Genomic DNA, 26,580 nt, shown 5'->3' with positions numbered 1-26,580 from the left:
AAAAACCGATACGCAATTATAGTGATACGGGCCCCTTCGGGCGAGGCGCATCTGGCCGATGAGGGCTGTCAGCGCCGGCTCATCCGCGTGCCGTTTTTTCGTCAAACTCATCAGAAAAACAAAAGCCCCGCCAGGTTGGCGGGGCTTCGGATCCTTGCGGTCCGTAATTACTCAGCAACGATGCTGACGTACTTACGATTCTGCGGACCTTTAACTTCGAACTGCACTTTACCGTTCGCGGTAGCGAACAGAGTGTGGTCCTTGCCCAGACCAACGTTCTCACCAGCGTGGAACTTGGTGCCGCGCTGACGAACGATGATGCTGCCAGCCAGAACTGTTTCGCCGCCGAAACGCTTCACGCCAAGGCGTTTAGCTTCAGAATCGCGACCGTTGCGGGATGAACCGCCAGCTTTTTTGTGTGCCATCTATCGGACTCCTCTAATTAAGCGCTGATGCCAGTGATTTTGACTTCAGTGAACCACTGACGGTGGCCCGCTTGCTTACGGTGGTGCTTACGACGACGGAACTTGACGATAGTCACTTTCTCGCCACGGCCGTGAGCCACAACTTCAGCCACAACCTTGCCACCTTCAACGAAAGGAGCACCTACTTTGAAAGTGTCGCCTGCAGCAACCATCAGCACTTCGTTGAAGTCGATGGTAGCGCCAGTCTCAACGTTCAGCTTTTCCAGACGAACGATTTGACCTTCGGCCACACGGTGTTGTTTTCCGCCGCTTTGGAATACCGCGTACATTTGATTAACTCCGTAAAGGCGTGTCTTTTGCTCAAGGCCAGACACGCACAAAAACCTATAACAATGGGCGGGCATTCTACGCAGAACGATTTGCCGAGGCAAGGCCAATTTAGCAAAAAGTTTATTTTGTGCGCATATCTGCCCCCGTGAATAAACGCCTAACTGTAACCCATTGTGAAATCGTGTAGAATCCCCGCCATTGCTAAAAACGCAGTAAATGCTGCCGTCACGTTACGAGACTTATGGACCAACAGACTATCCGTGCGCTCTGTGCCGCCGACATGACGGCGGTCAATGAACTGATCCTGGCGAGACTCCAGTCCGATGTCAGCCTGATCAACCAGCTGGGTTTCTATATTGTCAGTGCAGGCGGAAAACGGATGCGCCCCATGCTGACCGTGATGGCCGCACGCGCACTGGGCTATGAGGGTGAAGATCACCTGAAACTGGCCGCCATCATCGAATTCATTCACACCTCCACCCTGCTGCACGACGACGTGGTCGACGAATCCGACCTGCGCCGCGGCCGGGAAACCGCCAACGCCCTGTTTGGCAACGCCGCCAGCGTTCTGGTGGGTGACTACCTCTACAGCCGCTCCTTCCAGATGATGAGCGAACTCTCCAACCTGAAGGTGATGGAGATCCTCTCCGATGCCACCAACACCATCGCCGAAGGAGAAGTGCTGCAGCTGATGAACTGCAACGATCCGGATACCACGGAAGAGAGCTACATGACGGTCATCTACTGCAAGACCGCCAAGCTGTTTGAAGCCGCGACCCGACTCGCCGCCGTGCTGACCCATCAGCCCGAGCCCGTCGAGCAGGCCATGACCGACTACGGCAAGTACCTGGGTACCGCGTTCCAGATCATCGACGACGTGATGGACTACTGCTCCCAGAGCGAGGAGATGGGCAAGAACGTGGGTGACGATCTGGCCGAAGGCAAGCCGACCCTGCCGCTGTTGCGCGCCATGGAAGTGGGTACCCCGGAAGAGCGTCAACTGGTGCGCGATGCCATCGAGCACCGCAACGGTATGGATCACCTGGAGCGTATTCTGGGCATCCTGGATCGCACCGGAGCTCTCGAATACTCCCGCCAGCGGGCTCGGGAAGAGGCTGACAAGGCCATCGCCGCCCTCGCCATCCTGCCGGACTCCCGGCACAAGCAAGCGCTGGAGACCCTGGCCCACATGGCGGTGCAGCGCAGCGCCTGATGCCAGCCGGCGGACAATAAAAAAGAGGCCAGAGGGCCTCTTTTTTATTGTCCGAATTCGCCGTGCCACTGTCGTATCAACACAGGCTCTAACGGGCCAACGCCCACAAGATGACACCACCTGCCACCACCAGACAGCCGCCGATGCGGCGCAGCTGTTCCGGCGGCAACTCCCCGAGCAGGCGCAGCATCTGCTGCCATGCCCTGGGAGCGAGCAAGGGCCCCAATCCTTCGAAGAGCAGCAGCAACCCCAGCCCCATCAACATGGATGTCAGCATCACCTCTCCCTATCCCTGTTCCCCTGCCGGTCTGTGGCCGGCAAACAAAAGGGCCTGAATCATCAGGCCCTTGGGTCATATCAACACATGTTTACTGCTTGTTGCCGTGCGGCGACTTGAGGTAGCGGAAGAACTCGCTGTCCGGTTTCAGGACCATGAGGTCGTTGCCACCGGCGAAGCTCTTGCGATAGGCCTCCATGCTGCGCACGAAACTGAAGAACTCCGGGTCCTTCTTGTAGCTGTCGGCATAGATCCTGGCGGCTTCGGCATCCCCTTCACCACGCAGTTGACGGGCATTACTCTCGGCGTCGGCGATCATCACGGTCACCTTGCGGTCGATGTCGGCACGCAGGATCTCGGCCTGCTCGCGGCCCTGTGAACGGTGTTCACGGGCAACCGCGGTCCGCTCGGCACGCATCCGCTGATAGATGGAACTGGAAACTTCCACCGGCAGGTTGATCTGCTTGATGCGCACATCCACCACCTTGATGCCGAGCTCGGAGGAGCGCGCCATCTTCATCAGGGCATCTTCCATCACGGTACTGCGCTCGCCGGAGACGATGTCCTTGATGGTGCGGTTACCGATCTCGGAACGCAGGCCGTTGTTGATCTTGCGCTTGAGCAGGTCTTCAGCCTGGATCTTGTTGCCACCACCGGTCGCCAGGTAGTACTTGGAGAAGTCCTCGATCTTCCACTTCACGTAGGAGTCGATGATGAGGTCCTTCTTCTCGGACGTAACGAAGCGATCCGCCTGGCCTTCCAGAGTCTGGATGCGGGCATCCATCTTGCGTACCTGGTCGATGAGCGGCACCTTGAAGTGCAGACCCGGCTCGTACAGGCGCGGTTCACCGGAGTCGACCCGTTTCACCTTGCCAAACTGCACCACGATCCCCTTCTGTCCTTCATCGACGATGAAGATGGAAGAGAAGCAGACCATGGCGGCCACAGCGATGACACCAATAGCTAGCTTTTTCATCTATCAGTTTCTCCCTGTGCTGAAACGATCACCGCCACGCAGCGGGGTCGGAGTGGAGTTGGCCCCTTCGTTGGACGGCTGGGCCGCCTCGACTGCCGGGGTGCCCGCAGGACGTGCCGGTTGCACGGCATTCGCCTTGCCAGAGAGCTTGTCGAGCGGTAGGTAGATCATGCTGTTGTTGCCAGCCGGCATGTCGACCACCACCTTGTTGGCCTGCTGATAGAGCTCTTCCATGGTTTCCAGGTAGATACGATCACGGGTCAGCTCGGGCGCGGCCTGATACTGGGGCAGCAGCTCGTTGAAGCGAGCGACTTCACCCTTGGCCTTCAACACGATCTGGGACTTGTAGGCTTCGGCCTCCTGCTCCAGACGTTTGACCTGGCCACGAGCCTTGGGCTCCACTTCACGGGCATAGGCTTCCGCTTCACGGATGAAACGCTGCTCATCTTCCTGGGCGGAGATGGCGTCATCAAACGCATCCTTCACCTCTTCCGGCGGACGCGCCGGCAGGAAGTTGACGTCCACGATCTGCAGACCCATCTGATAGGGCTCGATGATGCTGTCGATCACCTGCCAGGTTTCCTGACGCACCTTCTCACGACCCGTGGTCAGCACATCGTCCATCCGGGTGTGACCCACCACGTAGCGCAGGGCGCTGTCGGTGGCCTGGCTCAGGCTCTCGTCGGCGTTGGTCACGCTGAACAGGTACTGCTCGGGATCGACCACGCGATACTGCACATCCATCTCGACCCGTACCACGTTCTCATCCTGGGTCAGCATGAAACCGGACGCCGGCAGGGAACGGACAGACTCCACGTCCACCGGGATCACCCGGTCGATGAAGGTCGGTTTCCAGCGCAGGCCGGGGTCCACGTTGTGGGAGTATTCGCCAAAGCGCAGCACCACGCCTCGCTCGGCTTCGCGAATGGTGTAGAAGCCGCTGACGACCCACACCACCACGGCCACCACCAAGGCGATGGAGAGGCCGAACTTGCCGACGTCACCACCACCGGATTTGCCACCACCGAGCAGACCGCCAAAACGACGGCTCACCTTGCGAAGCATCTCGTCCAGATCAGGGGGGCCCTGATTCTTGCCGTTGTTCCCCCAGGGGTCACGGTCTTTGCCATTGTTACCAGGCTCATTCCAAGCCATCAGCGTCTCCATTAATACATGCGGATGGATATCATCTCTATCGGGCCACAGAGGAGCGATGAAATCAGCAAACCATTTATGTTCATCGACTCATCAATGCCTGATAAAGCATTGTAAACTCTCACCTTCTTGTTTCATGAGGCGGTTCCAGTCAGCCAGTTGCAGGCGAACTTCCAGCACAAAGTCCCCCTCCTCGCTGAAACCTTCCTGCTCGATACCTTTCAGCCGATAGAGCGCACTGCGCAGTCTGGCGGCGGAAGGGGGCAGTTGCAGGGTGTGATGCACCATGGAGCCGGCCAGCAGTTCAGTCAGTGCCTGGAACAGGTATTCACTGCCCTCGCCAGTCTGGGCCGACAACCAGACTCGCACCGGTCGCCCAGCCTCATCCCGTTCAAGACCAGCCGGACGATCCCCCAGCTTGTCGATCTTGTTGCAGATCATCAGTTGGGGACGGTCATCCGCCTCGATCTCGGCCAGCACACGCTGGACCGACTCGATATTCTCCTGCATCTGTTCATCGGCGCAGTCCACCACATGCAGCAGCAGGTCCGCTTCGCGAGTCTCCTGCAGGGTCGCCTTGAAGGCCGCGACCAGATCATGGGGCAAGTGCCGAATAAATCCAACTGTATCCGCCAGGATCACATCACCCACATCCTGGATCACCAATTTGCGCAGGGTGGGGTCCAGGGTTGCGAACAATTGGTCGGCAGCATACACGCTGGCATCTGTAAGTTGGTTGAACAAAGTGGATTTTCCGGCGTTGGTATACCCCACCAGAGAAACGGTCGGCACTTCGTTGCGGTTGCGGGCACGGCGCCCCTGCTCCCGCTGCTTGGCCACCTTGTCGAGGCGGCGCAAAATGGCCTTGATGCGCTCACGCAGCAGGCGTCGGTCGGTTTCAAGCTGGGTTTCACCCGGGCCGCGCAGACCGATCCCCCCCTTTTGTCGCTCAAGGTGGGTCCAGCCTCGCACCAGACGAGTGGAAAGATGGCGCAACTGGGCCAGTTCGACCTGCAACTTGCCTTCGTGAGTGCGGGCGCGCTGGGCGAAGATATCGAGGATAAGACCAGTCCTGTCCACGACCCGGCACTGGAACAGACGCTCCAGGTTGCGCTCCTGGGCAGGGGTCAGGGCATGGTTGAAGATGACCACGTCGGCGTCCAGCATCTGGACCTGGGACGCGATCTCTTCCGCCTTGCCGCTGCCGACAAAAAATTTGGCGCTGGGTGCGCTGCGACTGGTGGTGATCACCCCCAGTGCATTGACCCCGGCCGAGCTCACCAGCATCTTGAGCTCGTCCAGATCCTCCCGCTCGCCCTCATCGCTGAAGTTGACATGTACCAGAACGGCCTGTTCACCAGCTTCGTAACGGTCAAACAAGCGCTTGCTCCTTGACAGGTATCATGATGGATCTGAGTTGGCGAGTGAACTCGCCGCAGGATATCACGCCTCAGCTTCACCCTGCTCTTCACCGGCGGCGCCCGGGGCGTGCTGGTGATGGTTGACGGCACGGGCCGGCACCACGGTGGAAATGGCGTGCTTGTAGACCATCTGGCTCACGGTGTTCTTCAGCAGAATGACAAACTGGTCAAACGATTCGATCTGACCCTGCAGTTTGATGCCGTTCACCAAATAGATAGAAACAGGAATACGCTCACGGCGCAGCGCATTCAAAAACGGGTCTTGGAGAGATTGCCCCTTAGCCATCTTCTTTTCCTTATAGTTTGTTGTTTTTAAACACCGGATATTCAATATAACAACCTGATTATACAGGAGTGTCAAGCCGGACCAGCTTGGGCGACGACCCTGGCCAGATTGCCAGACTCACCAGATTCCAACCAGGTCACATCAGGCCAACCGCGCAACCAGGTCATCTGACGCTTGGCCAACTGGCGGGTGGCAACAATGCCGCGATAACGCATCTCATCATACTCCACTTCCCCCGCCAGGTAGTCCCACATTTGGCGGTATCCCACGCAGCGAATGGAGGGAAGATCCGGGGTGAGATCCCCCCGCTCGTAAAGCGCCCTGACCTCCTGCTCGAAGCCGCTGCCCAGCATCTTGTCAAACCGCTGTTCGATGCGCTGGTGCAGCACGGCCCGATCCCTCGGCGCGATGGCAAACTGCAGCGCCCGGTAGGGCAGCCCCTCTCCCTGTACCTGGGTCAGCTCGGTGAGGGTCTTGCCGCTGATGCGGTAAACCTCGAGCGCCCGGCACAGGCGCTGGGGATCGTTGGGGTGGATGCGGGCACCGGCCACCGGGTCGATGCGCACCAGTTCGTCATGGAGCGCCTGCCAGCCGAGGCGGGCAGCCTCTTCCTCGATGCCGGCCCGAATGGCGGGATCGGCGGAAGGCAGCGGAGAAAGCCCCTCCAGCAGCGCCTTGAAATAGAGCATGGTGCCGCCCACCAGCAGCGGAATGCGACCACGGTCGGCGATCTCTTTCATCTCCCGCAGGGCATCCTTGCAAAAATCCGCCGCAGAATAGCTCATGGCGGGATCCAGGATGTCGATCAGCCGGTGCGGGGCCTGTGCCAGCTCGGCTGGCGTCGGCTTGGCGGTGCCTATGTCCATGCCGCGATAGATGAGCGCGGAGTCCACGCTGATAATGTCGCAGGGCAGGGCCTTGCACAGTTCAATGGCGAGATCCGTCTTGCCGGAGGCCGTCGGCCCCATCAGAAAAATTGCAGTCGGCAAGTCAGCCACGTTAAACACTCCCTTCGGCCGCCCCTTCACGGGCGAGCCGGCATAAAACTGGTCATATGGATGCAACAGACGACGAGACGCCGTCAGTTGCCATCGGCAAACTCGGCCAGCACGTTTGCCAGCGGCAACGGACGCACCATGCGAACGTCTGCCAGTTGGTCACTGAAATCGGTAACAAGTTCCGTCAACAACCGGGTGGCAGTGGCAAAATCGTATATTTTTTCGTCACTTATGCCTTGTTCCACCAACCACTGGCATAGTACCCCAGCCTGCGCGTCGGCATCACTGTCAGATCCGCTCTCGACCAATTGCAACAATTCGGGTAAGAGGCGGGCCAGATCGGTCTGGCGCAGCAGGGCAGGCACCCGAGTCAGGATCATGGTGTCGCGTCCCCCGCTTTTCAACTCCAGCCCCATGCGTTTGAGCAGACGTTCCCGCTCCTCCACCAGGGCGACCAGGTTTTTCGGCAGCTTGAAGGAGACCGGCAGCAACAGAGGCTGGGCCGCCAGCCCCTGGCCCCAGGCATCCAGCAGCCAGTGGCGCAACAACAGACGCTCGGCGCGCACCAGGGAGAGCAGCGCCAGTTGCCCCTGACGCTCCATCAGCAGATAGGCCTGCTCGACCAGGCTCAGGGCGCGCCACTCCCCCGTTCGGGCTGGCGTCTCGACGGCACCGCTCTCGGCTCCGGGCCGGGATGCCGGCGTCGCCACCTCGGGCAGGGTGGTGAGCAAGGCGCCCATGCCTCGCATCGCGGCCCGGCTCGGGGGTTCGGGGGGCTGGTAGTTTCCTCCCCTGCCACCACCGCCTTCCCGCACGCCGTCGCCATCTCGCGCAGGGGCAGGAGCCCGATAGCCGTGTTCGGCACCGTACCACTCGGTACGCGGCGCCTGACCCGGATAGGTGATCTCCGGGCTGCCCGGCAGCTCGACCTGGGTCTCGGCCAGGGGTGCATCGGTAGCGCTCCCTGCTCCGTCCTGGCGCAGGGCGGTAAACAGCGCCTGGAAGATGAAATCGTGGATGAGACGCGCCTGATGGAAACGCACTTCGTGCTTGGCCGGATGGACGTTGACATCCACCTGGCGGGGATCCAGCTCGATATAGAGCACATAGGCCGCGAAGCGATCGGCGGGCAGCAGCTCGTCATAGGCCTGGCGGATGGCGTGATTGATGAGCTTGTCCCGCATCATGCGGCCATTGACATAGGTGTATTGCAGGTCGTTCTGCGGCCTGGCTCCTGCCGGGGTGGCCAGCCAGCCCCACAACCGCACGTCGCTGTGTTCGCTCGATACCGCCAGGGCATGGTGCATGAAGGGGGAACCGCAGACGGCGGCGAGGCGACGCTCCTGCTCCGCCACCGTGTTGGCCGCCTTGTACTGGCGCACCACCTTGCCGTTGTGACGCAGGATCAGGGTAGCGTCGAAGCGGGAGAGCGCGATGCGGCGCACCAGTTCGTCGATGTGGGCAAATTCGGTCTTTTCGCTGCGCATGAACTTGCGCCGCGCCGGGGTGTTGAAGAAGAGATCCACCACCTCCACCGTGGTGCCCACCGGGTGGGCCGCCGGCTTGACGGTGACGCTCATCTCACGCCCTTCCGCCTGGGCCTGCCAGGCCTCGCTCTGCTCTGCCGTACGGGAGGTGAAGGTGAGGCGGGAGACGGAGCTGATGGAGGCGAGCGCCTCCCCGCGAAAGCCCAGGCTGTTGATCCCTTCCAGATCGTCCAGGGTCGCCACCTTGGAGGTGGCGTGGCGCGACAGTGCCAGCACCAGCTCATCCCTGGCGACACCGCAGCCGTTGTCACGAATGCGGATAAGCTTGGCGCCTCCCTTGTCGATGTCGATCTCGACCCGGTCAGCCCCCGCATCCAGGCTGTTTTCCACCAGTTCCTTCACCACGGAGGAGGGCCGCTCCACGACCTCACCGGCAGCAATCTGGTTGGCCAGAATCGGCGGCAATATACGGATTGGCATCGCTTGCTCCTGCAGATGAAAAAGGGGAAGGGGTGGACCTGGCGCCATCAACGCTCACCGCCCCTCCCTGCTATCGGCAGAGAAGGGCGGCGTTCTTCAGCCCGCGCTATTTTCGCGGAATATAGAGCACCTGCCCTATCTGGATGTCCCGCGACTTGAGCTTGTTGATCTCCACCAGTCGCGCCTGGCTCACCCCGTGTTTCTCGGCGAGACGGGAGAGACTCTGGCCACGGGTGACCACGTGGCGGATCATGTTGGACTTGTCGTTGCTCTGCACGCTTGCTACCGGCGCACTCGGCTCCTGAGCAGCCACCTTGTAAGGTTTGATCACGCCGGCACCGGAGGCGCTGCCGACGCTGCTGACCGGGGCGCCGCCCTCACCGACGCGATAGGGCTCGCTCGCCGGCATCCGGTTGGTCACGACCTGCTGCGTTGGCTGGGCAGCCGGCTTGCTGACAGCGACCGGTTTGCTGGCAGGCGCCTGACGCGGCGGGGCGGCAACCTGCCCCTTGCCGGTGAGCATGGGCCCCTTGGTCGGATGGCTGCGGTAATAGTTGCGGATCCCCTCGAAGATGGCCCGGGCCAGCTGATCCTGATAGCTGGCGGTGGCCAGCAGCTTCTCCTCGGCGTGGTTCGAGATAAAGCCCGTCTCCACCAGTACCGAGGGGATGTCCGGCGCCTTCAGCACCGCCAGACTCGCATGTTCCGGCGCCTTCTTGTGCAATCTGGCCACCCGGCCGAGCGAGCGCAGGATCTGGCGGCTGACGTCATAGCCCTCGGCCCTGGACTTGTCCATGGAGAGATCCAGGAAGGTCTGCGCCAGATAGGGGTTGGGATCTGACTCGGCCAATACCTTGCCAACGCCCCCCAGCAGCTCCCCCTGCTTCTCCTGCTTCTCGAGCCAGCTACCCATCTCGCGGTTGGCACGATTGGTCGACAGCACCCAGACGGAGGCGCCGCGGGGAGTCGAGTTGTGGAAGCTGTCGGCATGCACCGACACCAGCAGGTCAGCCTTGGCCTTTCGGGCAATCTCGGAGCGTTTGTTGAGATCGACGAAGTAGTCGCCACGGCGGGTCAGCACGGCGCGCATGCCGGGCTCCCGGTCGATGAGGGCCGCCAGCTTCTGGGAGACCGCCAGGGTCACCCGTTTCTCGTAGGTGCGGCGCGGGCCGATGGAGCCCGGGTCTTCCCCACCGTGACCAGGATCGATGGCGATGACGATGGCCTTGCCGTGTCCCCCGACGGGAGCGGGCTGCGCCGCAGCGCTCCCCTTCTCTTCATAGGGAAGATCGATCACAAGACGGTGGCCATAGGGGCCTGCCGGCGCCAGCGGGAAGACCACCGGCTTGATGGCAGAGCCGAGATCCAGCACCAGTCGCAGGCCGCCCTTCTCCAGCGGCGTGCTCTCGCGGATCTTGCGCACCAGCTCGCTCTTGTTCTCGATGCGCGCCAGGTTGGTGGCGTTGCTCGCCCCTTTCAGGTCGATGACCAGACGGTTCGGACCGGTCAGGGTGAAGTAGTTGAAATTGGGGGCGCTGCTCATGTCGAGCACCACCCGGGTGTTGTCCGGTGATGGCCACACCCGCACACTCTTGAGCTGATTGGCCCAAGTGGGCAATGCCATCAGGGAGAGAACAAAGACAAGGATCACGCGCACTGAGATGACAACCGTTCCAGAATGGCTTCGCCGATAGCAGTGCGGGCATCAATCTGCACCTCGCGCTGCTCGTTTGCATAACTCAGGGTGATCTCGAGATCCGGGGCTGGCAGCCAGCCGTCGCCCTTCTCTGGCCACTCCACCAGGCAGAGGGTATCGGCGGCGAAATAGTCGCGAATGCCCATGAACTCCAGCTCTTCCGGGTCGGCCAGTCGATAGAGATCGAAGTGATAGACCTGCCACTGGGCAAGCTCATAGGGCTCCACCAGGGTATAGGTCGGACTCTTGACCTTGCCCTCATGACCCAGTCCCTGCACCCAGCCTCGGGTCAGGGTGGTTTTGCCGGCCCCGAGGGCACCGTGCAGAAATACCGTGGTGGCCTGTTGGCACGCCTTTGCCAGACGGCCACCCAGCGCCACTGTTGCTGCCTCGTCCGGCAGTGTCATCATCAAGGTTTTTGCCATGTTCTTCTTGTTACTTGTTACTGTGTCGGATTGACCAGACGACGGATCCAGGGCAGCAGATCCGATGCCAGCATGCCCCTCTCACCCTCGGCAGCGGCCAGATCGGCGGCCTCTGCGTGGATCACGGCCCCGAGTCGGGTGGCCATGCCCGCAGACCAGCCCTGAGCCAGAAGGGCGGCGATTATACCAGACAAGAGGTCACCCATGCCGCCACTGGCCATGCCGGGGTTGCCCTCGTCGCACAGGGAAATGCGCCTGCCGTCGCAGATGAGCGACCCCGCCCCCTTGAGCAACACCACACCACCGTAGCGCTGTTGCAGTCGCGAGACGGCCGCAAACCTGTCCCCCTCGACCTCGGCGATGGAGCAACCCAGCAGGCGAGCCGCCTCCCCAGGGTGGGGCGTGAGCACCCAATTATCCTGATGACGGGGGGCCTGCGCCAGCCAATTCAATCCATCGGCGTCCAATACCAGTGGCACGGCGGCTCCGATGCCCTGTTCGAACCGGGCCCGGCCCCACTCATCCTGACCGAGCCCGGGGCCTAGTACCTGCACCGACGCCCACCCTTCATCCATGTCCGCCGGGCATCCCATCAGCTCGGGTTGAACCAGGCTGGCCGCCGGGCAATCCGGGTGCTGGCGCAGGCGTACCAATCCCGCCCCCGCCCGCAGACAGGCCTGACCCGCCAGCAGGATGGCTCCCTGCATGCCGAGGTTCCCCCCCGTCAGCAGTACCTTGCCGCTGTGTCCCTTGTGAGCCGAGCGCCTGCGCGGGGTCAGCAACCCCTTGAGGCTGGGATAATCGATCCGCTCGGCAGCGGGAACCCGTTCCTCCCCCGGCGTCACTCCCAGGGGATCCCGGTCGAGGTGGCCGACTCCGTCTACCCCGTCGGCGGTGAGCATGCCCTGCTTGATGCCGATGAAAGTGAGGGTGCGGGTGGCACGCACCAGTGCGCCCATGGCGCGGCCGGTGTCGGCATTGAGACCGGAGGGGAGATCCACCGCCAGCACGGGCGCGTTCAAGCCATTGATTGTTGCGACGATCTTTGTCATTGACGAGGAGAGGGGAAGCTGGACGCCGGTACCGAGCAGTGCGTCTATGACCAGATCCGGCGGCGGCAGCGTGGCGGGCAGCAGATCCTCGGCCATGGTCACGCTCCCCCCCGATGCGAGCCACTCTTCGGCAGCCCGCCTGGCATCTCCCCTCAGCAGGCCGGGAGCCCGGGCGGCAATCACCAGAGGCTCGAGGCCGATGCGTCGGGCAAGGCGGGCCAGCACGTAGCCATCCCCACCGTTGTTGCCAGGGCCGACGAAGATCCACCACTGACGGCTGTCGGGCCAGTGGTGACAGGCATAGTTGCACAGCGCATTCCCGGCCCGCTCCATCAGCACATAGAGGGGAAGCCCCTCCTGCTCGGCCCAGCGCCGTTCCATGCTGCGGATCTGCTCGGCCCGCCACAGGGGTTGTGCTAGACTCTCCCACTCATTTTTGCGGATAGCGTCCCCGAACACCTCTACCATGACGGCCCCCACGTTTCATCATCCCATGACCCGGCAACTGGCACGCCATATTGCCGCCCTGCGCCTGCCACACTCCTGCAGGCAGAGGGGGGATGCTGCATGACGGCTGCCGAACTTGCGCAACTGGCCCACGATATCAAGCTCTGGGCAAGGGAGCTAGGATTTGACCAGGTCGGCATCGCCGACACCGACCTCACCCTGGAAGAGCCAAGGTTGCAGGCCTGGCTGGATGCCGGTTATCACGGGACCATGGACTACATGGCGCGCCACGGCATGATGAGGGCCCGCCCCCACGAGCTGTTGCCGGGCACCTTGCGGGTCATCTCGGTGCGGATGAACTACCTCCCGTTCGAGGCGGGCTTTGCCGCCACCCTGCGCGATCCCACCCTCGGCTACATCAGCCGCTATGCCCTCGGCCGCGACTACCACAAGGTGCTGCGCAACCGGCTCAAACAGTTGGGGGAGCGCATCGAGCTGCGGTGCGAAACCCTGTTGCAGGCAGCAGGACAAACCCTGGGCGAGTGGCGCCCCTTTGTCGACTCGGCCCCTATTCTGGAACGGCCGCTGGCGGCCAAGGCGGGCCTTGGCTGGGTGGGAAAGCACTCACTGCTGATCAACGAGTCCGCCGGCTCCTTCTTCTTTCTGGGAGAATTGCTCATCGCCCTGCCGCTGCCCGTGGATGCCCCGGTGGAGAAGGAGCTGTGTGGCAAGTGCGTGGCCTGCATCAACATCTGCCCCACCGGTGCCATCATCGCCCCCTATGTGGTCGACGGACGGCGCTGCATCTCCTATCTCACCATCGAGAATGACGGCCCCATTCCCGAGGAGTTCAGGCCGCTCATGGGCAATCGCATCTATGGCTGTGACGACTGCCAGCTCATCTGCCCCTGGAACCGCTATGCCGATGCCAGTCCCGAACCCGATTTCAGCCCCCGTCCCGACCTGCATCGCCCTCCCCTGCTAGTGCTGTGGCGCTGGAACGAGGCCGAATTTCTCAAGCACACGGAAGGCAGCCCCATCCGCCGCATCGGCTATCAGCGCTGGCGCCGCAACCTGGCAGTGGCCCTTGGCAACGGGCCGGCCAGCAGCGAGGTCCTGGCCGCCCTGCAACAGGCGCTGCCTGAGGCGGCGCCCATGGTGGCCGAGCATATCGAGTGGGCGCTGGCGACCCTGGCCAGGCGTCAGCAGGAAGAGAATAAAAAGACGCGATTGCTGATCCGCTGCATCGAAAAAGGTCTGCCGGATCACGCATAAGTGATCTGGCCCTTGCCGGATCGCAGCCATTTTTTCATGCTCTGCCGACCATTGAACATCGGCACAATAAAAGGAAGATTCTGATGCAGATGCTGGGAGTAGATATTGGGGGGTCCGGGATCAAGGGCTGCCTGGTCGACACCGAAACCGGGGAGCTGATTGGCGAACGCCACCGCATCGCCACACCGCAACCGGCAACCCCGGCCGCCGTGGCACACACCCTCAAGGCGCTGGTCGAGCACTTCCAATGGAAGGGGCCCGTGGGGTGCGGTTTTCCCGCCACCATCCACAACGGCATCGCCAAGAATGCCTCCAACATCGACAAGAGCTGGATTGAGACCGATGCCGCCCACCTGTTTGCCGATGTGACCGGCCTGCCCTGCCATGTCCTGAACGACGCCGATGCGGCCGGTCTGGCGGAGATGCGCTTTGGCACCGGGCAGGATCGCCAGGGGGTCATCATTCTCATCACCGTCGGCACCGGCATCGGTACCGCCGTCTTCGTCAATGGCCAGTTGCTGCCCAATACCGAGCTGGGTCACCTGATGCTGGAAGGCATGGTGGCCGAACACTATTGCTCCGATGCGGTGCGCAAGCGCGAGGATCTTTCCTGGGGCCGCTGGGGCAAACGTTTCAACAAATACCTGGCTCGCCTGGAGTTTCTGTTCTCCCCCGACCTCTTCATCCTGGGGGGCGGCAGCGCCGCCAAGCTCGACAAGTTCATCGACAAGATTGAGACCCGGGCTCCCCTGGTGGCGGCCGCGAACCTCAACCAGGCCGGCATCATAGGCGCCGCCCTCTATGGCGCGGCCCGGCAAGGGGGCTGACCGCCAGCAACATCAGAAGACCCGGCCCGTACCGGGTCTCTCCCATCCGGGCTCAGAGATCGTCGAGGCGATGAGCACCGTGTACCAGACGGGTCAGGCGGGATTGGGCCATGGAGGCCAGGGCTTTCAGCAGCGCCGCCGTGTCGGGCGTGGGGCACTCCCGGGCCAGGCGTTCCAGCTCGCCGATGAGCCTCTCCTCCTGGCGTGACACCAGGGCCACTATCTCCGCAGGCTGGGTTGTGGCGGGCAGCGCCAGACGATCCCCCTCGGCCAGCAGATCCTCGCCAAACCCCTGATCCAGCCAGGTCTCCTTCACCGCGCTGCCCATCTGCTCGCGATAATCGTGCAGATGAGCCGCCGCGGCATCCTCCCGCCCTTGCAGATAGGCCAGCAACATCCTGCTGCGCTCAGCATCCACCCGGGGGATCTGGCGCCCGTAAATATGCCCTTGCCGATGATGAAGCTCCTCGAGATAGAGCATCAGGTCCTTGATCTGTTGGAATCGCATCTCGCCTCCCTCCTGGCATCCACCTGCAGCCAGTATAGGGAGCTGGCATGTCGACACGGCCATGAACTGGTCATTTATTGTTCTGCATCAAGGAGATGGAAAAGAAAGCAGAAAAAGAGACTGCAGGAGGAAGGGGAAACCGGCAGCGATGCTGCCCGGACAACCGGGCACCTTGTCCGAAGGGGAGACATCAAATCGACGACATAAAAGATATTTACCAGCTTATATTCGGACCAATGTCATCAAATCGGAATCTTATATTGATGCTGGTGGTGATACCTCCACACCATAGTCAAATGGCGGGAATCCTTATCCATTTTTTAGACGTCTAGACGTAAAAACATGCGTTGACACAGCCATCCGGACATCTTAGCATCATCCTCCATGATGACAGAGCTACCCAGTGAAACCTCTGCCCAATTTACCCGCCTGTAGCGCCCTGTGCTTTAAGGCTGTTAGCACGGAAGAATCCATGATTAAGTTGATCGGTCTCAACAAAGTCTACGGTAAAGGCAGTGATGCCGTGCACGCCCTGCGTGACGTGAGCCTGCATGTGCCCCAAGGCAAAATTTTCGGGGTGATCGGTGCCTCCGGTGCCGGCAAGAGTACCCTTATCCGCTGCGTCAACCTGCTGGAGCGCCCCACCGAGGGGCAGGTCATCGTCGATGGCCAGGACCTGGTCGCCCTCAGCGAGCGGGATCTGACTCAGGCTCGCCGCCAGATCGGCATGATCTTCCAGCACTTCAACCTGCTGGCCTCTCGCACCGTCTCCGCCAACATCGCCTTCCCGCTGGAGCTGGCGGGCTGGAGCAAGGACAAGATCCAGAGCCGGGTCAGCGAACTGCTGGCCCTGGTCGGGCTGGAAGCCCGTGCCCACGCCTATCCGTCCGAGCTCTCCGGCGGGCAGAAGCAGCGCGTCGCCATCGCCCGCGCCCTGGCACCGGCTCCCAAGGTCCTGCTGTGTGACGAGGCCACCTCGGCCCTCGACCCGCAGACCACCCGCTCGATCCTGACCCTGCTCAAGGAGATCAACGTCAAGCTGGGGCTCACCATACTGCTCATCACCCACGAAATGGACGTGGTGAAGGGGATCTGCGACGAAGTGGCCATCATCAGCGACGGCCGGCTGATCGAGCAGGGGGAAGTGGCCTGGTTCTTCAGCAATGCCAAGACCCAGCTGGCCCGGGATTTCATCCACTCCACCATCCACCTGGAAGTGCCCCAGGAGTATCAGGATCGGATGAGTAGCGACCGGGTGCCCGGCAGCTATCCCCTGGTGAAGCTCGGCTTTACCGGGACCACGGTGGATTCGCCGCTGATTTCCGAGGCGAGCCGCCGTTTCAACATCGACATCAGCATCCTGAGCGCAGACATCGAATACGCCGGTGGCGTCAAGTTCGGCTTCCTGCTGGCGGAACTGTTCGGGGACGAGGCCCAGTGCGAGGCCACCCAACAGTTCCTCATCGACAACCACATTCAGCTGGAGGTAATGGGTTATGTCCGAAGCAATGATTAATCTGCTGATTTCGGCTCTGGGCGACACCCTCATCATGGTGTTTGCCTCCGCCCTGTTCGGCTGCCTGCTCGGCCTGCCGCTCGGCGTGGCGCTGCACGTGACCAAGGCGGGCCAGATCCTGGCCAATCCGCTGCTCAACAAGGTCCTGGGCGTCATCGTCAACGTCGGTCGCTCGGTGCCCTTCATCATTCTGCTGGTCGCCATCATTCCGTTGACCCGCTTCATCGTCGGCACCAGCATCGGCACCATCGCCGCCATCGTGCCGCTGACCGTGGGCTGCATCCCCTTCATCGCCCGCCTGGTGGAAGGGGCTCTGATGGAGGTGCCTGACGGCCTGCTGGAAGCGGCCAAGGCCATGGGGGCCAAGCCCCTGCAAATCATCGCCAAGGTGCTGCTGCCCGAGGCCCTGCCGGGGATCCTCAACAGCGTCATCATCACCCTCGTCACCCTGGTGAACTACTCCGCCATGGCAGGTGCCATCGGAGGCGGTGGTCTCGGTGATGTGGGTATTCGCTACGGCTACCAGCGTTTCGATCCCACCGTCATGCTGGTCACCGTGGTCATTCTGGTGGTGCTGGTTCAACTCATCCAGAGCGCGGGTGAGCGCCTGGTCAAACAATGTGATCATCGTTAATCGTCGATTTCTGACAGGAGGTTTTTATGAAATTGGGCATCAAATCCGCAGCAGCTGCGCTGCTGGCAACCCTGGTACTGGTCGGCTGCGGCCAGAAGGAAGAGAACAAGACCCTGAAGGTGGGCGCCATCGCCGGTCCCGAGACCGAGCTGGTTGAGACCGCGGCCAAGGTGGCCAAGGAAAAATACGGCCTGACCGTCGAAGTGGTCACCTTCTCCGACTACGTCACCCCGAACGTGGCCCTGAACGACGGCAGCGTCGACGTCAACGCCTTCCAGCACAAGCCCTACCTGGATGCCCAGATCCGTGATCGCGGCTTCAAGCTGGTGCCGGTCGGCAACACCTTCGTCTACCCGATCGCCGGTTACTCCAAGAAGGTCAAGGCCCTGTCCGAGCTGAAAGACGGTGCCCAGATCGCGGTGCCGAACGATCCGACCAACCTGGGTCGTTCCCTGATCCTGCTGGAGAAGCAGGGCCTGCTGAAGCTGAAAGAGGGTGCCGGTCTGGAAGCGACCGTACTGGACATCGCCAGCAACCCGCGCAACTTCAAGATCGTCGAGCTGGAAGCCGCACAACTGCCGCGCTCCCTGGAAGACGTGGATCTGGCCATCATCAACAACACCTTCGCCGGTCAGATTGGTCTGACCCCGACCGAGAACGGCCTGTTTGTCGAAGACAAGGAGTCCCCCTACGTCAACCTGATCGTTGCTCGCGAGAACAACAAGGACGACGAGAAGGTCAAGGAGTTCGTCCAGTCCTTCCAGACCGATGAGGTCTTCAAGAAGGGGACCGAGCTGTTCAAGGGCGGTCTGGTGAAAGGTTGGTAATCACTCACTCTGGAAAAAAGGCCACGTCAAGCGTGGCCTTTTTTTTTACCCCCGTTATGATAGCCGCAAGCACGGCAACACGAAAAACAGAACAACAATGAAGAAATGGTATCTGGCCTACTGCAAACCCAAGGAAGAGGCCCGCGCCCGCGCCCATCTGGCAGCCCAGGGCGTTGAATCCTATTACCCCATGGTCGAGATTGAAAAACTGCGGCGAGGCAAGCGCGTGCCCCAGCGCGAGCCCATGTTCCCCAACTACCTCTTCATCTACGTGGATCTGGAAGAGGTCACCCCGGTCACCCTGAAATCGACCCGGGGCATCAGTCGCATCATCCACTTCGGCAAGGAGTGGACCCCCGTCAGCAGCCAGCTGATCTACCGGCTCATGAGCCGGGACGACAGCGACGAGGCGCGCGCCAGCTATGCCCGTCTGCCGACCCAGGGAGACAAGGTACTTATCGAATCCGGCCCCCTCGCCGGGTTTGAAGCCATCTATCTGGAGCCGGATGGCGAAAAGCGGGCCATCCTGCTGGTCAACCTGCTCAACCAGGAGACCTGCAGCAGCTTCGAAAACCAGGCCTTCCGCCGCCTGGAGTGACCCGTACTGCCGGCAGAAAGAGCCACAGGGCAGTACACAAGACACCATCCCCCAGCTTCCGAACGGTCAGGACCGCACCTGCGTCGTGCATCCTTCCACCGCCAGGTTGTCGGGCCGAAAAAAACGGGGCAGACCCAGAGGTCTGCCCCGTTTTTCTCTCCCTTGCGTCAGGCATCCAGTTCGAATCGGCTGATGGCCGATGTCAGTCTCCCCGTCTCCCGGGTCAGGCGGGCGGCGATCTGCTCCCCCTGCTGGCCATGCTCGCTGGACTGATGGCTGAGCCCGGCAATCTCCTCCACCGTGCCCGCCACCTCCTGCGCCGCCCTTGACTGCTGCTCGGTGGCGGTGGCGATGGCGGCAAGCTGGCCGCTGAGATCCTGCACCAGCGTCGCCATCGACTCCAGGGTCTCGGTCACCGAGGCCACGGCGCCGCGCCCCTGCTCCACCAGCAGGGTGCCGCTGCCCACGGTATCCGCGGTCTCCCGGGTCTGCTGCTGGATGCTGGCAATGGTCTGGTTGATCTCCATGGTCGATGCGCTGGTGCGGCTGGCCAACTGCCTCACTTCATCGGCCACCACGGCAAATCCCCGTCCCTGCTCACCGGCCCGCGCCGCCTCGATGGCCGCATTGAGTGCCAGCAGGTTGGTCTGCTCGGCGATGGTGGCGATCACTTCGGTGACCCTCCCCACCTGCTCGCTCTGGCTGCTGAGCTGCGTCATCGCCTGGTTTGCCTGGGCAATCATGGCACCAATCTGCGCCATGGTGGTCCCCATGCGGGCGAGGGCCTGCTCCCCCTCCCTTGCCTGTTGCTCGGTCTGGCGAGCCGCTCCCGCCGCGTCCGCAATGTTGCCCGCCACATCCCGGGTACTGACCGACATCTGCTCGATGGCGGCTGCCACCGCATCGAGCCGCTGATTCTGGCTCGCCAGATCATCCACGATCGCATTGGTGGTCTGACCCACCTCGCGGCCAGCCCCTTCCACCTGACCGACCGCCCCCTGGATCTCCCCCACCAGCTCGCGCAACTGTGCCGACATCCGGTTGATGGAGCCCGTGAGCCCTCCCAGCTCATCCTGACGAAGCACGGGCAAAGGGGTGACGGGGAGGCGGCCATCGGCCACCAGGCCCGCCCGTTTCACCAGGCTGGCGATGTCCCGGGTCAGGCGCCGGCTGAACAGCAGGGCCACCAGGGTGCCCAGCAGGATGACGCTGGTGGTGGCCAGCAGCAGGGTGCGGTGAATGGCCTGACTGGCGGCCGCCATCTCCCCCGCCATCTTGTCCACCTCGGCACGGGTATGGGTTACCTGGGTCGCCAGCTGATCCGCCAGTCGGGTCAGGGCGGGCTCTATCTCGGTGGCCATCAAGTGGTTGGCCCTGTCCCAGTCCGGGGCCTGGCGCTTCTCGATCACCTGGCCGACCAGCTCGGCAAAGGGGGCTGACATCTCTTCAAAGAGCGTCCAGAGCCCCTTTTGTGCCTCGGTGAAGTTGGCCTCTTGCTGCTTCAGCTCGGCCACCCGCTGCTGGTGGAACTGGTAGTAGTCCCGGTACTTGTCCAGGTACTCCTTCTCCCCCGAGATGAGGAAATCCCGCAGGGCGGAGAGCGCATTGCCCAGGCTGTTGTAGGCATCCCCCACCTGCTTGAGCAGCAGGCGCCTGTCACCGGGCAACGTCGCCTGGGGCGTTGCCACCTCTTCATTGGCAAAAGACTGCAACTGATCGAGGGCCGACTCCGCCAGAGGGCCGGCCTCCAGCAGCATCAGGGTGTGGGCGGGCAGGTTCTCTTCGGTGTGAGCCAGGGCCCACACCTGTGACTGTGCCCCCTTGAAATCCTTGAGTGCCCGGGTCAGGTCGGGGGTGAAACGCTGGCGATCGATGGCGTGCCAGGCCTCTTCCCACTCCTGCTTGATGCGATCACCCTGTGCCGGATCCTTGCCGAGGATGAGATAGGCCCGCAGGGATGAAACGGTGGCAATCAGGGCTTTCTGGCTCGCCTCGTCCCGCTGCAGGGCGGGCAGGGCCTGGGCCAGCAAGGCATCTTGCGAGCCTTCGATCCTGCCGAGCTGATGATAGACAAGGGCGGAGGAGAGAATGATGAGCAGGTTGATAAAACAGAAGCTCAACAACAACTTGCTTGATATTTTCATGGCCATCCTTGGAATTCGTCGGGCATCCTGCCCGGGATTAGCGTCTGATGAGCGCGGGCAAACGAGCCTGCCAACCCTGATGCCATCCCATCAGCTCCTCGCGGGGCATGGGACGGGCGGAGAAGAAGCCCTGGCATTGATCGCACCCCAGCTTCGCCAGCAATTGCCAGGTCGCCTCATCTTCGACCCCCTCGGCCACCGATTTCAAGCCCAACTTGCGAGCCAGCTCGATGCTGGACTCGATGATGGCTAGGCGAGAGGGATCTTCATAGCAGCGATCCACGAAGGATCTGTCCAGTTTCAACTCGGTAAAGGGGAGCAGGGCGAGCTGCTGCATGGAGGAGTAGCCGGTCCCGAAATCATCGATGGATAGACCAAAACCGTGCATCCGCAAGCGGGTCAGCACCTCCAGCGACTTGCCGAGATCCTTGACGAAGGCGCTCTCGGTCACTTCGAGGGTGATGAGCTCGGGGTTGATGCTCCAGCGCTGGCAGTGGCTAAGCAGGGTGTTGCACAGATCCCCCTCGATGAGGGAGGTGGTGGAGAGGTTCATCGACAGGTTCAGGGAGAGCCCGGTCTTCTCCCACAGGTGGCCGTCCCGCAGCGCCTTGCCGATGATCACCTCGGTGAGCGGGTCGATGAGCCCGTTGTGCTCCGCCAGCGGGATGAAACGGGCCGGCGAGATGAGGCCATATTCGGGGTGCTGCCAGCGGGCAAGCGCCTCCATGCCGAGCCACTCCCCATTGTGAAAACCCACCTTGGGTTGATACCAGGGCAGCAACTGGTCCTGATCCAGCGCCCGGCGCAGCTCATCCAGGGTCAGGTGATAACCATCCTCTTCCTGGCTGCGCACCTGCTGGGGCCGCCAGGCACCGATGAGCTGCGCGATCTGCTGGGGAGACGCGGGTTTCTCGATGCGCCCCAACACCTGCAGGCCATAGGCCCGGCTCATGCGCAGCACGGCATCGACCACGTCATCCTCCAGGGCGCTGCACAGCACAATGCCGCCGCGGAACCCGCCAAGGGAGAGGCGGCGCAGCAGCGCCATACCATCCATGCCCGGCATGCGCAGATCGCAGAACAGGATGTCGACCCTGTGGTGCTGGCACTGTGCCAGCGCCTCCTCCCCGTCCTGCGCCTCCAGCAGGTTGCCGTAGCCCAGTCCGCGGATCTGGTGCATCAGGGCCTTGCGCTGGAAGTTGTGATCCTCCACCACCATGATCGCCAACTCATGCCGTGCGCTATTCATCGAGCCATAACCCCGTTTCACCTCTGATAGAGTCCATCAATGCCTGTACCGCCCTGGCCAGGTCATCGAGCTTGTCCAGTTGTTTCAATCTGGCCGCCGCCTCCAGCCGGGCCGCCTCCTCTGCCAATGCCTGCTGTCCTACCATGCGCGCGGCCCCCTTGATGCGATGTGCCGTCTCCACCAGCGCCTGGGTATCCTGGCTGGCCAGCGCCAGCCTCATGTCCTCGCCATCCTGCTCGTTGGCGTCCAGGTATTCGCTGGCCATGCTGCGAGCCACCGCCTCATCCCCGAACAGGGTCAACCAGCTTATGCCTGGCAGCTGAACCCTGGCTTGCCGAGGCACCTCCGAGGCGAGCTGTTCTTCCTGAGTCGGCAACCAGCGTCCCAGGGTCTGGCTCAGGGCATCCAGGCTGTAGGGCTTGAACAGCATGTCGTTCATGCCGGCATCACGCATCTGCTGGCTCGCCTCCTCAGAGGTATCGGCCGTCACCCCGATAATGGGAGCACTGTCCCCGGCATCCCGCAAGGCTCGCGTGAGGGCATAGCCATCCATCACCGGCATGTGGCAGTCGGTCAGCAGCAGGGCGAAGTCCTGCCCCTGCCAGGCGCGCAGCGCCTCCTCGCCATCTTCCACCACCTCGGATTCGAGCCCCAGGATAGCGAGCTGCCTCGTCAGCAATGCCCGGTTGACGGGGTGATCATCCGCCACCAGCACCCGCCCCTTGAGCTTCTCCCCCTCCATCCCCATCGACTGGCTCGCCTGCTGGTTGAACAGTGACTGGCAGGTTTCCAGCAACAGATCGGGGTAGAGAGGCGATTGTCCCAGTCGCCACCAGGCGTCGCCCCCCATGCGCCCCCGCAGGGCCTCATGGGGAGAGAGTACTATGCCCTTGAGGTTCGAACGCTGCAAACAGGCCAGCCAGTCACTGCCAAGGGCCTGTTCCAGGTGATTCTCCTGCGCCAGCAGATGCCCCTCGAGGGGCTGCTGCCAATGGTGTGCCTCCATGCGAACCAGTCTGGCGCCCAGCCTGGCCATCACCGATTCCAGCCCCTCATCCTCCCCAAACCACCACCATACCTGACCGGTCAGGGGCGGCGCTTCCCACTGGCACTCGGCCAGGGGCAGCGTGAAGGTCACGCAGGTGCCCATTCCGGGGGTACTTTCCAGGGTCAGGCTCCCCCCCATTTTCTGGGTGAGTTGATGACAGATGGCAAGCCCGAGACCGGTGCCGCCAAACCGGCGGTTGGTGTCGGACTCCACCTGCTTGAACGGGATGAAGAGGGTGCGCTGCTGCTCCAGGGCGATGCCTATCCCGGTATCCCGGACCCGGAAGGCCAGCCGGTCGTCTTCATAATCCACCTGGATGGCGATCGCCCCCGCCTCGGTGAACTTCACCGCGTTGTTCAACAGATTGGAGATCACCTGCCCCACCCTTATCCCGTCGATGCAGGCCAGATCCGGCACAGTCTTCCCCCACCGCAGCGTCACGTTGAGCCCCTTGCCATAGGCCAGGGCCGCATGTCCCCGGATGACATCGCAAATCACCGAGGTCAGGCGGCAGTGATGGGGGTGCAGTTGCAACTGCCCGGCTTCCATCTTGGAGAAGTCCAGGATGTCGTTCACCAGATAGAGCAGATGGTTGGTGGAGGTCGAGATATTGCGCAACATGTAGCGCTGATCGTCGTCCAGCGCACTCATTTGCAGCAGCTCCAGCATGCCGTGCATGCCGGAGATGGGAGTGCGAAGTTCATGACTCATGGTGGCGAGGAAGCGGCTGCGCGCCTGGGTCGCCTCCTCCGCCACCCGCCTGGCCTGGCGCAGCTCCAGCTCCTGGCGCTTGAGCTTGGTGATGTCCTGCACCACACCGTTCAATATGACCCCTTCAAGCCCCTCCTGGTGAACGAAATGACCACGGATCTGCAAATAGCCCGCCTCCCCCTGGCGCCGGATCTCCACCTCGAGATCCAGCGGCTGCATGCTCAGGGCATGACGATCCACCGTGGCCACGAAGTCCTGGTGCGCCTTGCCTGTCAGCCCCAGGATGGAGGCACCGGTGACCGCCATGCCGACCAGGTCCTCTTCGACCCCCACCATCTCCCTGACCCCTTGCGAGGTGTAGAGGAAGTGCCCCTTGCCCGGCCCAAGCCAGTGATACTGATAGACCAGACCCGGCATGCTGTCGGTGATCTGGGTCAGCCGGGTCTGCGCCTCCTGGGCCGCAAACCGCGCCTGCTCCAGCTCGGTCACGTCGGTCAGCACGGTCAGGATCCCGAGCCGCTTGTCATCGGGCCCCGCAAAGAGCCGCTTGGTGTAGATCATCTGGTGCAGGCGATCGTCATCAAACCGGATCTCGCCCCGGCCATGGAGCTCCTCTCCGCTCTCCCAGACGCTGGCATCCTCCTCCATCACCCTGGCACGGATCGACTCGGGCAATCGATCCTGGAGCAACCGCTCATAGGAGCCCGTCAGGTTCTCCCCGCCGAGAAACATCTGCCGGTACGCCCGGTTCGTCATTGCCACTTCATAGCGCTCGTTGGTCAGCACCACCTGGTTGGGCAGGGCATCCAGCATCATCTGGACAAACACCAGCTGCTCCTCGAGCCGCCGCTCGGCCTCCCGCCGCTGGCTGATCTGGCGGCGCAACGTCCGGTTCCAGCCCATGAACAGCAAGAGGCAGAGCAGGAAGATACCGCCGCCGAGGGAGGACCAGAGCAGCACCGTCTTCGGATCCAGTCCCGTCTGTATGGTCAGGGAGAGCCACTTTTTCTCCAGGGCGGAGAGCTCGTCGGGGGGGATGGCGATCAGCACCTTGGTGAGGATCTGCTGCAGCATGGGGTCCTGCAACTGGGTCGCCATGGCGATGGGTACCCGCAGGTCGCTGCCGGAGAAGACCACCTGGTAGCGGTCGCTGAATCCCTTTTGCAGCGACTGCTCCAGGGTGGTAGTGCTCATCAGCACATAGTCGACCTTCTGCTGGTCCAGCAGGGGCAGCAATTCCGCATCGCTGGCCACCGGCACGGCGATGGCCCCCACCTCGTTCAGCAAGACCTGCTCCACCGAGCCCCCTACCATGCCCACCCTGTGCCCTTTCAGTGCCCTGGCGGCGGTGAGCTCGGCCATCCCCTGCCTCGCCACGACCACCCGGTTGATCGACGCGTAGTTGGGGGTAAAGCGGGCAAACTGCTGACGTTCCGCGGTGGGAGTCATGGCCGGGATGAGATCCAGCTTGCGATCCTGGAAGAGCGCCATGCTCTGGGCCCAGCTCCGGGTCGGCACCAGGGTGAACTGGAGCCCGGCACGCTGGCTCATCAGTGTCAGCAGATCGGCAATGAGCCCCTTGAGCCGCCCCCTGTCGTCCACCTCGCTCATCCCGGGCCAATCCGGGGCAACCCCGTAGCGGATGACCGGATGTGCTTGCAACCACGCCTGCTCCTGCGGATTGAAGACGATCTCCCTGCTCCTTTTCACCAGGGCATAGTCGAGGATGTCACCCGCCTCCAGAATGGCGCGACGCTCGAGGGGAGAGATATCCTCGAGGGCCCGCTCCAGCAATCCCTGCAAGACATCATTCCTGGGCGCCACGGCCATGGCGAGGGAGGTATCCCTCATCCAGTCGATCCTGGCCAGCGCCATGCCCGCCATGGCTTGCAGCCTGTTCAGCATGGGCAGTTCGGCCAGGTAGGCATCCGCCTTGCCCTCCTTGAGCATGAAGATCGCCTCGTCCCGGCTGTCGGCCGTGATCAGGTTCGAGATCCCCAGGCGCAGCAGCTCATCGCAGGCGCTGACACCGAAGACGCAGACCCAGCGCACCCCATAGGCCTCCTCCAGGGAGAGGCTCTCCCGCCCCCCCGTCAGCAGCACGGCGCGGGGCAGTGCCATCAGCTCGGAGGTAAATTGCATCTGCAGGGTGCGGGTCGGGCTCGGTGCCACCCCGATCAACATGTCGACCTTGCCATCCAGCAAGGCCTGCTGGACCGCCGCATTGTTGACGTAGGCACGGTAGCGAAGGCTCACCCCCAGCCTGGCTGCAATCTGGGAGGCGAACTCATCCAGGGGGCCGGTGAAGTTGCCGCGCCCATCGGTATAGACATAGGGTGGCCAGGCCGCCGAAGGCATGCCGACGACCAGTTCATCATGGGTGGCAAGCCAGTGCAGTTCGTCCAGGGTGAAGTTGCTCTGGTCCAGTTGCGCCGGCGCAGCCGCAACCATCAGGCTCCAGAAAGCCAGACCACATAGCAGGATGAGACGACAGCAGCGGCGGAACATTATCAACTCCCATACGAAACGGAGGGGGATCATAGAGTGTTTGGCGCAATGTGCGACAACTAAATTG

23 protein-coding genes are annotated in these 26,580 nt (G+C 62.3%); 7 read left to right on the top strand and 16 right to left on the bottom strand.

Annotated elements, in window-relative coordinates; translation table 11 throughout:
- Positions 1-167: 167 nt before the first annotated feature.
- Entirely contained in the window at positions 168-425 is a 258-nt protein-coding gene (gene rpmA / locus AB5Y93_RS05275; RefSeq protein WP_010673199.1) for a 50S ribosomal protein L27, read from the bottom strand.
- A 17-nt stretch (positions 426-442) separates the two neighbouring features.
- Positions 443-754 (bottom strand): 50S ribosomal protein L21, encoded by a 312-nt coding sequence (gene rplU / locus AB5Y93_RS05270; RefSeq protein ID WP_005304210.1) that lies wholly within the window; start codon positions 752-754, stop codon positions 443-445.
- Positions 755-996: 242 nt separating this feature from the next.
- Between rplU and ispB the strand changes: the two genes are divergently transcribed.
- Positions 997-1,968: an octaprenyl diphosphate synthase gene (ispB, locus tag AB5Y93_RS05265; RefSeq protein WP_010673198.1), complete on the top strand. Its 972-nt coding sequence runs from the start codon at positions 997-999 to the stop codon at positions 1,966-1,968.
- An 88-nt stretch (positions 1,969-2,056) separates the two neighbouring features.
- Here the strand turns inward: ispB and AB5Y93_RS05260 are convergent, their stop codons facing one another.
- The 10 genes from AB5Y93_RS05260 to AB5Y93_RS05215 form a co-directional block, all read right to left on the bottom strand.
- Positions 2,057-2,245: a DUF2065 family protein gene (locus AB5Y93_RS05260; protein WP_010673197.1), complete on the bottom strand. Its 189-nt coding sequence runs from the start codon at positions 2,243-2,245 to the stop codon at positions 2,057-2,059.
- Positions 2,246-2,336: 91 nt separating this feature from the next.
- Positions 2,337-3,221: a protease modulator HflC gene (gene hflC / locus AB5Y93_RS05255; protein WP_010673196.1), complete on the bottom strand. Its 885-nt coding sequence runs from the start codon at positions 3,219-3,221 to the stop codon at positions 2,337-2,339.
- 3 nt (positions 3,222-3,224) lie between these two features.
- On the bottom strand, positions 3,225-4,376 hold the full coding sequence (gene hflK, locus AB5Y93_RS05250) for an FtsH protease activity modulator HflK (protein ID WP_010673195.1): 1,152 nt from the start codon (positions 4,374-4,376) through the stop codon (positions 3,225-3,227).
- A 93-nt stretch (positions 4,377-4,469) separates the two neighbouring features.
- The gene (gene hflX / locus AB5Y93_RS05245; protein ID WP_368228910.1) at positions 4,470-5,756 is read right to left on the bottom strand and encodes a ribosome rescue GTPase HflX; all 1,287 of its coding nucleotides are present in this window, start codon (positions 5,754-5,756) and stop codon (positions 4,470-4,472) included.
- Positions 5,757-5,819: 63 nt separating this feature from the next.
- Positions 5,820-6,083 (bottom strand): RNA chaperone Hfq, encoded by a 264-nt coding sequence (gene hfq, locus AB5Y93_RS05240; RefSeq protein WP_011704864.1) that lies wholly within the window; start codon positions 6,081-6,083, stop codon positions 5,820-5,822.
- Positions 6,084-6,154: 71 nt separating this feature from the next.
- Complete coding sequence (miaA, locus tag AB5Y93_RS05235; protein ID WP_368228909.1) at positions 6,155-7,072, bottom strand: tRNA (adenosine(37)-N6)-dimethylallyltransferase MiaA; 918 nt, start codon at positions 7,070-7,072, stop codon at positions 6,155-6,157.
- 92 nt (positions 7,073-7,164) lie between these two features.
- Positions 7,165-9,048: a DNA mismatch repair endonuclease MutL gene (mutL, locus tag AB5Y93_RS05230; RefSeq protein WP_368228908.1), complete on the bottom strand. Its 1,884-nt coding sequence runs from the start codon at positions 9,046-9,048 to the stop codon at positions 7,165-7,167.
- Between the two features lie 106 nt (positions 9,049-9,154).
- Positions 9,155-10,672, bottom strand: coding sequence for an N-acetylmuramoyl-L-alanine amidase (locus AB5Y93_RS05225; protein ID WP_202607998.1), 1,518 nt, complete (start codon positions 10,670-10,672; stop codon positions 9,155-9,157).
- A gap of 23 nt (positions 10,673-10,695) precedes the next feature.
- Entirely contained in the window at positions 10,696-11,169 is a 474-nt protein-coding gene (gene tsaE, locus AB5Y93_RS05220; protein ID WP_029313846.1) for a tRNA (adenosine(37)-N6)-threonylcarbamoyltransferase complex ATPase subunit type 1 TsaE, read from the bottom strand.
- Between the two features lie 17 nt (positions 11,170-11,186).
- Positions 11,187-12,689 (bottom strand): NAD(P)H-hydrate dehydratase, encoded by a 1,503-nt coding sequence (locus tag AB5Y93_RS05215; RefSeq protein ID WP_368228907.1) that lies wholly within the window; start codon positions 12,687-12,689, stop codon positions 11,187-11,189.
- A 99-nt stretch (positions 12,690-12,788) separates the two neighbouring features.
- Here AB5Y93_RS05215 and queG point away from each other — a divergent pair, with 99 nt between their 5' ends.
- Together queG and ppgK are read left to right on the top strand one after the other, a co-directional pair.
- Positions 12,789-13,943 (top strand): tRNA epoxyqueuosine(34) reductase QueG, encoded by a 1,155-nt coding sequence (gene queG, locus AB5Y93_RS05210; protein WP_368228906.1) that lies wholly within the window; start codon positions 12,789-12,791, stop codon positions 13,941-13,943.
- An 83-nt stretch (positions 13,944-14,026) separates the two neighbouring features.
- A complete protein-coding gene (gene ppgK / locus AB5Y93_RS05205; protein ID WP_010673187.1) occupies positions 14,027-14,770 on the top strand; it encodes a polyphosphate--glucose phosphotransferase in 744 nt (247 codons plus the stop codon).
- A gap of 52 nt (positions 14,771-14,822) precedes the next feature.
- Here ppgK and AB5Y93_RS05200 read toward each other — a convergent pair whose 3' ends face one another.
- Positions 14,823-15,278, bottom strand: a complete 456-nt coding sequence (locus tag AB5Y93_RS05200; protein ID WP_010673186.1) for a hypothetical protein — start codon at positions 15,276-15,278, stop codon at positions 14,823-14,825.
- A gap of 472 nt (positions 15,279-15,750) precedes the next feature.
- Between AB5Y93_RS05200 and metN the strand changes: the two genes are divergently transcribed.
- From metN to rfaH, 4 genes are all read left to right on the top strand, one after another.
- Positions 15,751-16,794: a methionine ABC transporter ATP-binding protein MetN gene (metN, locus tag AB5Y93_RS05195; RefSeq protein ID WP_039040957.1), complete on the top strand. Its 1,044-nt coding sequence runs from the start codon at positions 15,751-15,753 to the stop codon at positions 16,792-16,794.
- Positions 16,775-17,428, top strand: coding sequence for a methionine ABC transporter permease (locus AB5Y93_RS05190; RefSeq protein WP_029313844.1), 654 nt, complete (start codon positions 16,775-16,777; stop codon positions 17,426-17,428). Before metN ends, AB5Y93_RS05190 begins: the two co-directional genes overlap by 20 nt.
- A gap of 26 nt (positions 17,429-17,454) precedes the next feature.
- Entirely contained in the window at positions 17,455-18,255 is an 801-nt protein-coding gene (gene metQ / locus AB5Y93_RS05185) for a methionine ABC transporter substrate-binding lipoprotein MetQ (protein WP_010673183.1), read from the top strand.
- A gap of 97 nt (positions 18,256-18,352) precedes the next feature.
- Positions 18,353-18,853, top strand: coding sequence for a transcription/translation regulatory transformer protein RfaH (gene rfaH / locus AB5Y93_RS05180; RefSeq protein ID WP_010673182.1), 501 nt, complete (start codon positions 18,353-18,355; stop codon positions 18,851-18,853).
- A 167-nt stretch (positions 18,854-19,020) separates the two neighbouring features.
- Here rfaH and AB5Y93_RS05175 read toward each other — a convergent pair whose 3' ends face one another.
- From AB5Y93_RS05175 to AB5Y93_RS05165, 3 genes are read right to left on the bottom strand one after another with little or no spacing between them, the layout of a single operon-like run.
- Complete coding sequence (locus tag AB5Y93_RS05175; RefSeq protein WP_214005559.1) at positions 19,021-20,997, bottom strand: methyl-accepting chemotaxis protein; 1,977 nt, start codon at positions 20,995-20,997, stop codon at positions 19,021-19,023.
- Positions 20,998-21,034: 37 nt separating this feature from the next.
- The gene (locus AB5Y93_RS05170) at positions 21,035-22,246 is read right to left on the bottom strand and encodes an EAL domain-containing protein (RefSeq protein ID WP_041214588.1); all 1,212 of its coding nucleotides are present in this window, start codon (positions 22,244-22,246) and stop codon (positions 21,035-21,037) included.
- Positions 22,239-26,513 carry a transporter substrate-binding domain-containing protein gene (locus tag AB5Y93_RS05165; protein ID WP_368228905.1) on the bottom strand — a complete coding sequence of 1,425 codons (4,275 nt, stop codon included), beginning with the start codon at positions 26,511-26,513 and terminating at the stop codon, positions 22,239-22,241. Before AB5Y93_RS05165 ends, AB5Y93_RS05170 begins: the two co-directional genes overlap by 8 nt.
- Between the last annotated feature and the right edge of the window lie 67 nt (positions 26,514-26,580).

The organism is Aeromonas sp. R10-1, assembly GCF_040908465.1.
GTDB classification, from domain to species: domain Bacteria; phylum Pseudomonadota; class Gammaproteobacteria; order Enterobacterales; family Aeromonadaceae; genus Aeromonas; species Aeromonas caviae.
This window is presented reverse-complemented; position numbering and strand designations above follow the sequence as displayed.

What these genes read in the sequence shown, in the direction of transcription:
- AB5Y93_RS05215 (WP_368228907.1), bottom strand. Translation starts at nt 12,689, where the DNA reads ATGGTAGAGGTGTTCGGGGACGCTATCCGCAAAAATGAGTGGGAGAGT.
- AB5Y93_RS05260 (WP_010673197.1), bottom strand. Translation starts at nt 2,245, where the DNA reads ATGCTGACATCCATGTTGATGGGGCTGGGGTTGCTGCTGCTCTTCGAA.
- AB5Y93_RS05225 (WP_202607998.1), bottom strand. Translation starts at nt 10,672, where the DNA reads ATGGCATTGCCCACTTGGGCCAATCAGCTCAAGAGTGTGCGGGTGTGG.
- AB5Y93_RS05165 (WP_368228905.1), bottom strand. Translation starts at nt 26,513, where the DNA reads ATGTTCCGCCGCTGCTGTCGTCTCATCCTGCTATGTGGTCTGGCTTTC.
- AB5Y93_RS05170 (WP_041214588.1), bottom strand. Translation starts at nt 22,246, where the DNA reads ATGAATAGCGCACGGCATGAGTTGGCGATCATGGTGGTGGAGGATCAC.
- mutL (WP_368228908.1), bottom strand. Translation starts at nt 9,048, where the DNA reads ATGCCAATCCGTATATTGCCGCCGATTCTGGCCAACCAGATTGCTGCC.
- tsaE (WP_029313846.1), bottom strand. Translation starts at nt 11,169, where the DNA reads ATGGCAAAAACCTTGATGATGACACTGCCGGACGAGGCAGCAACAGTG.
- ispB (WP_010673198.1), top strand. Translation starts at nt 997, where the DNA reads ATGGACCAACAGACTATCCGTGCGCTCTGTGCCGCCGACATGACGGCG.
- ppgK (WP_010673187.1), top strand. Translation starts at nt 14,027, where the DNA reads ATGCAGATGCTGGGAGTAGATATTGGGGGGTCCGGGATCAAGGGCTGC.
- AB5Y93_RS05200 (WP_010673186.1), bottom strand. Translation starts at nt 15,278, where the DNA reads ATGCGATTCCAACAGATCAAGGACCTGATGCTCTATCTCGAGGAGCTT.
- metQ (WP_010673183.1), top strand. Translation starts at nt 17,455, where the DNA reads ATGAAATTGGGCATCAAATCCGCAGCAGCTGCGCTGCTGGCAACCCTG.
- AB5Y93_RS05190 (WP_029313844.1), top strand. Translation starts at nt 16,775, where the DNA reads ATGTCCGAAGCAATGATTAATCTGCTGATTTCGGCTCTGGGCGACACC.
- hfq (WP_011704864.1), bottom strand. Translation starts at nt 6,083, where the DNA reads ATGGCTAAGGGGCAATCTCTCCAAGACCCGTTTTTGAATGCGCTGCGC.
- rplU (WP_005304210.1), bottom strand. Translation starts at nt 754, where the DNA reads ATGTACGCGGTATTCCAAAGCGGCGGAAAACAACACCGTGTGGCCGAA.
- queG (WP_368228906.1), top strand. Translation starts at nt 12,789, where the DNA reads ATGACGGCTGCCGAACTTGCGCAACTGGCCCACGATATCAAGCTCTGG.
- hflK (WP_010673195.1), bottom strand. Translation starts at nt 4,376, where the DNA reads ATGGCTTGGAATGAGCCTGGTAACAATGGCAAAGACCGTGACCCCTGG.
- rfaH (WP_010673182.1), top strand. Translation starts at nt 18,353, where the DNA reads ATGAAGAAATGGTATCTGGCCTACTGCAAACCCAAGGAAGAGGCCCGC.
- hflC (WP_010673196.1), bottom strand. Translation starts at nt 3,221, where the DNA reads ATGAAAAAGCTAGCTATTGGTGTCATCGCTGTGGCCGCCATGGTCTGC.
- metN (WP_039040957.1), top strand. Translation starts at nt 15,751, where the DNA reads ATGATTAAGTTGATCGGTCTCAACAAAGTCTACGGTAAAGGCAGTGAT.
- rpmA (WP_010673199.1), bottom strand. Translation starts at nt 425, where the DNA reads ATGGCACACAAAAAAGCTGGCGGTTCATCCCGCAACGGTCGCGATTCT.
- AB5Y93_RS05175 (WP_214005559.1), bottom strand. Translation starts at nt 20,997, where the DNA reads ATGAAAATATCAAGCAAGTTGTTGTTGAGCTTCTGTTTTATCAACCTG.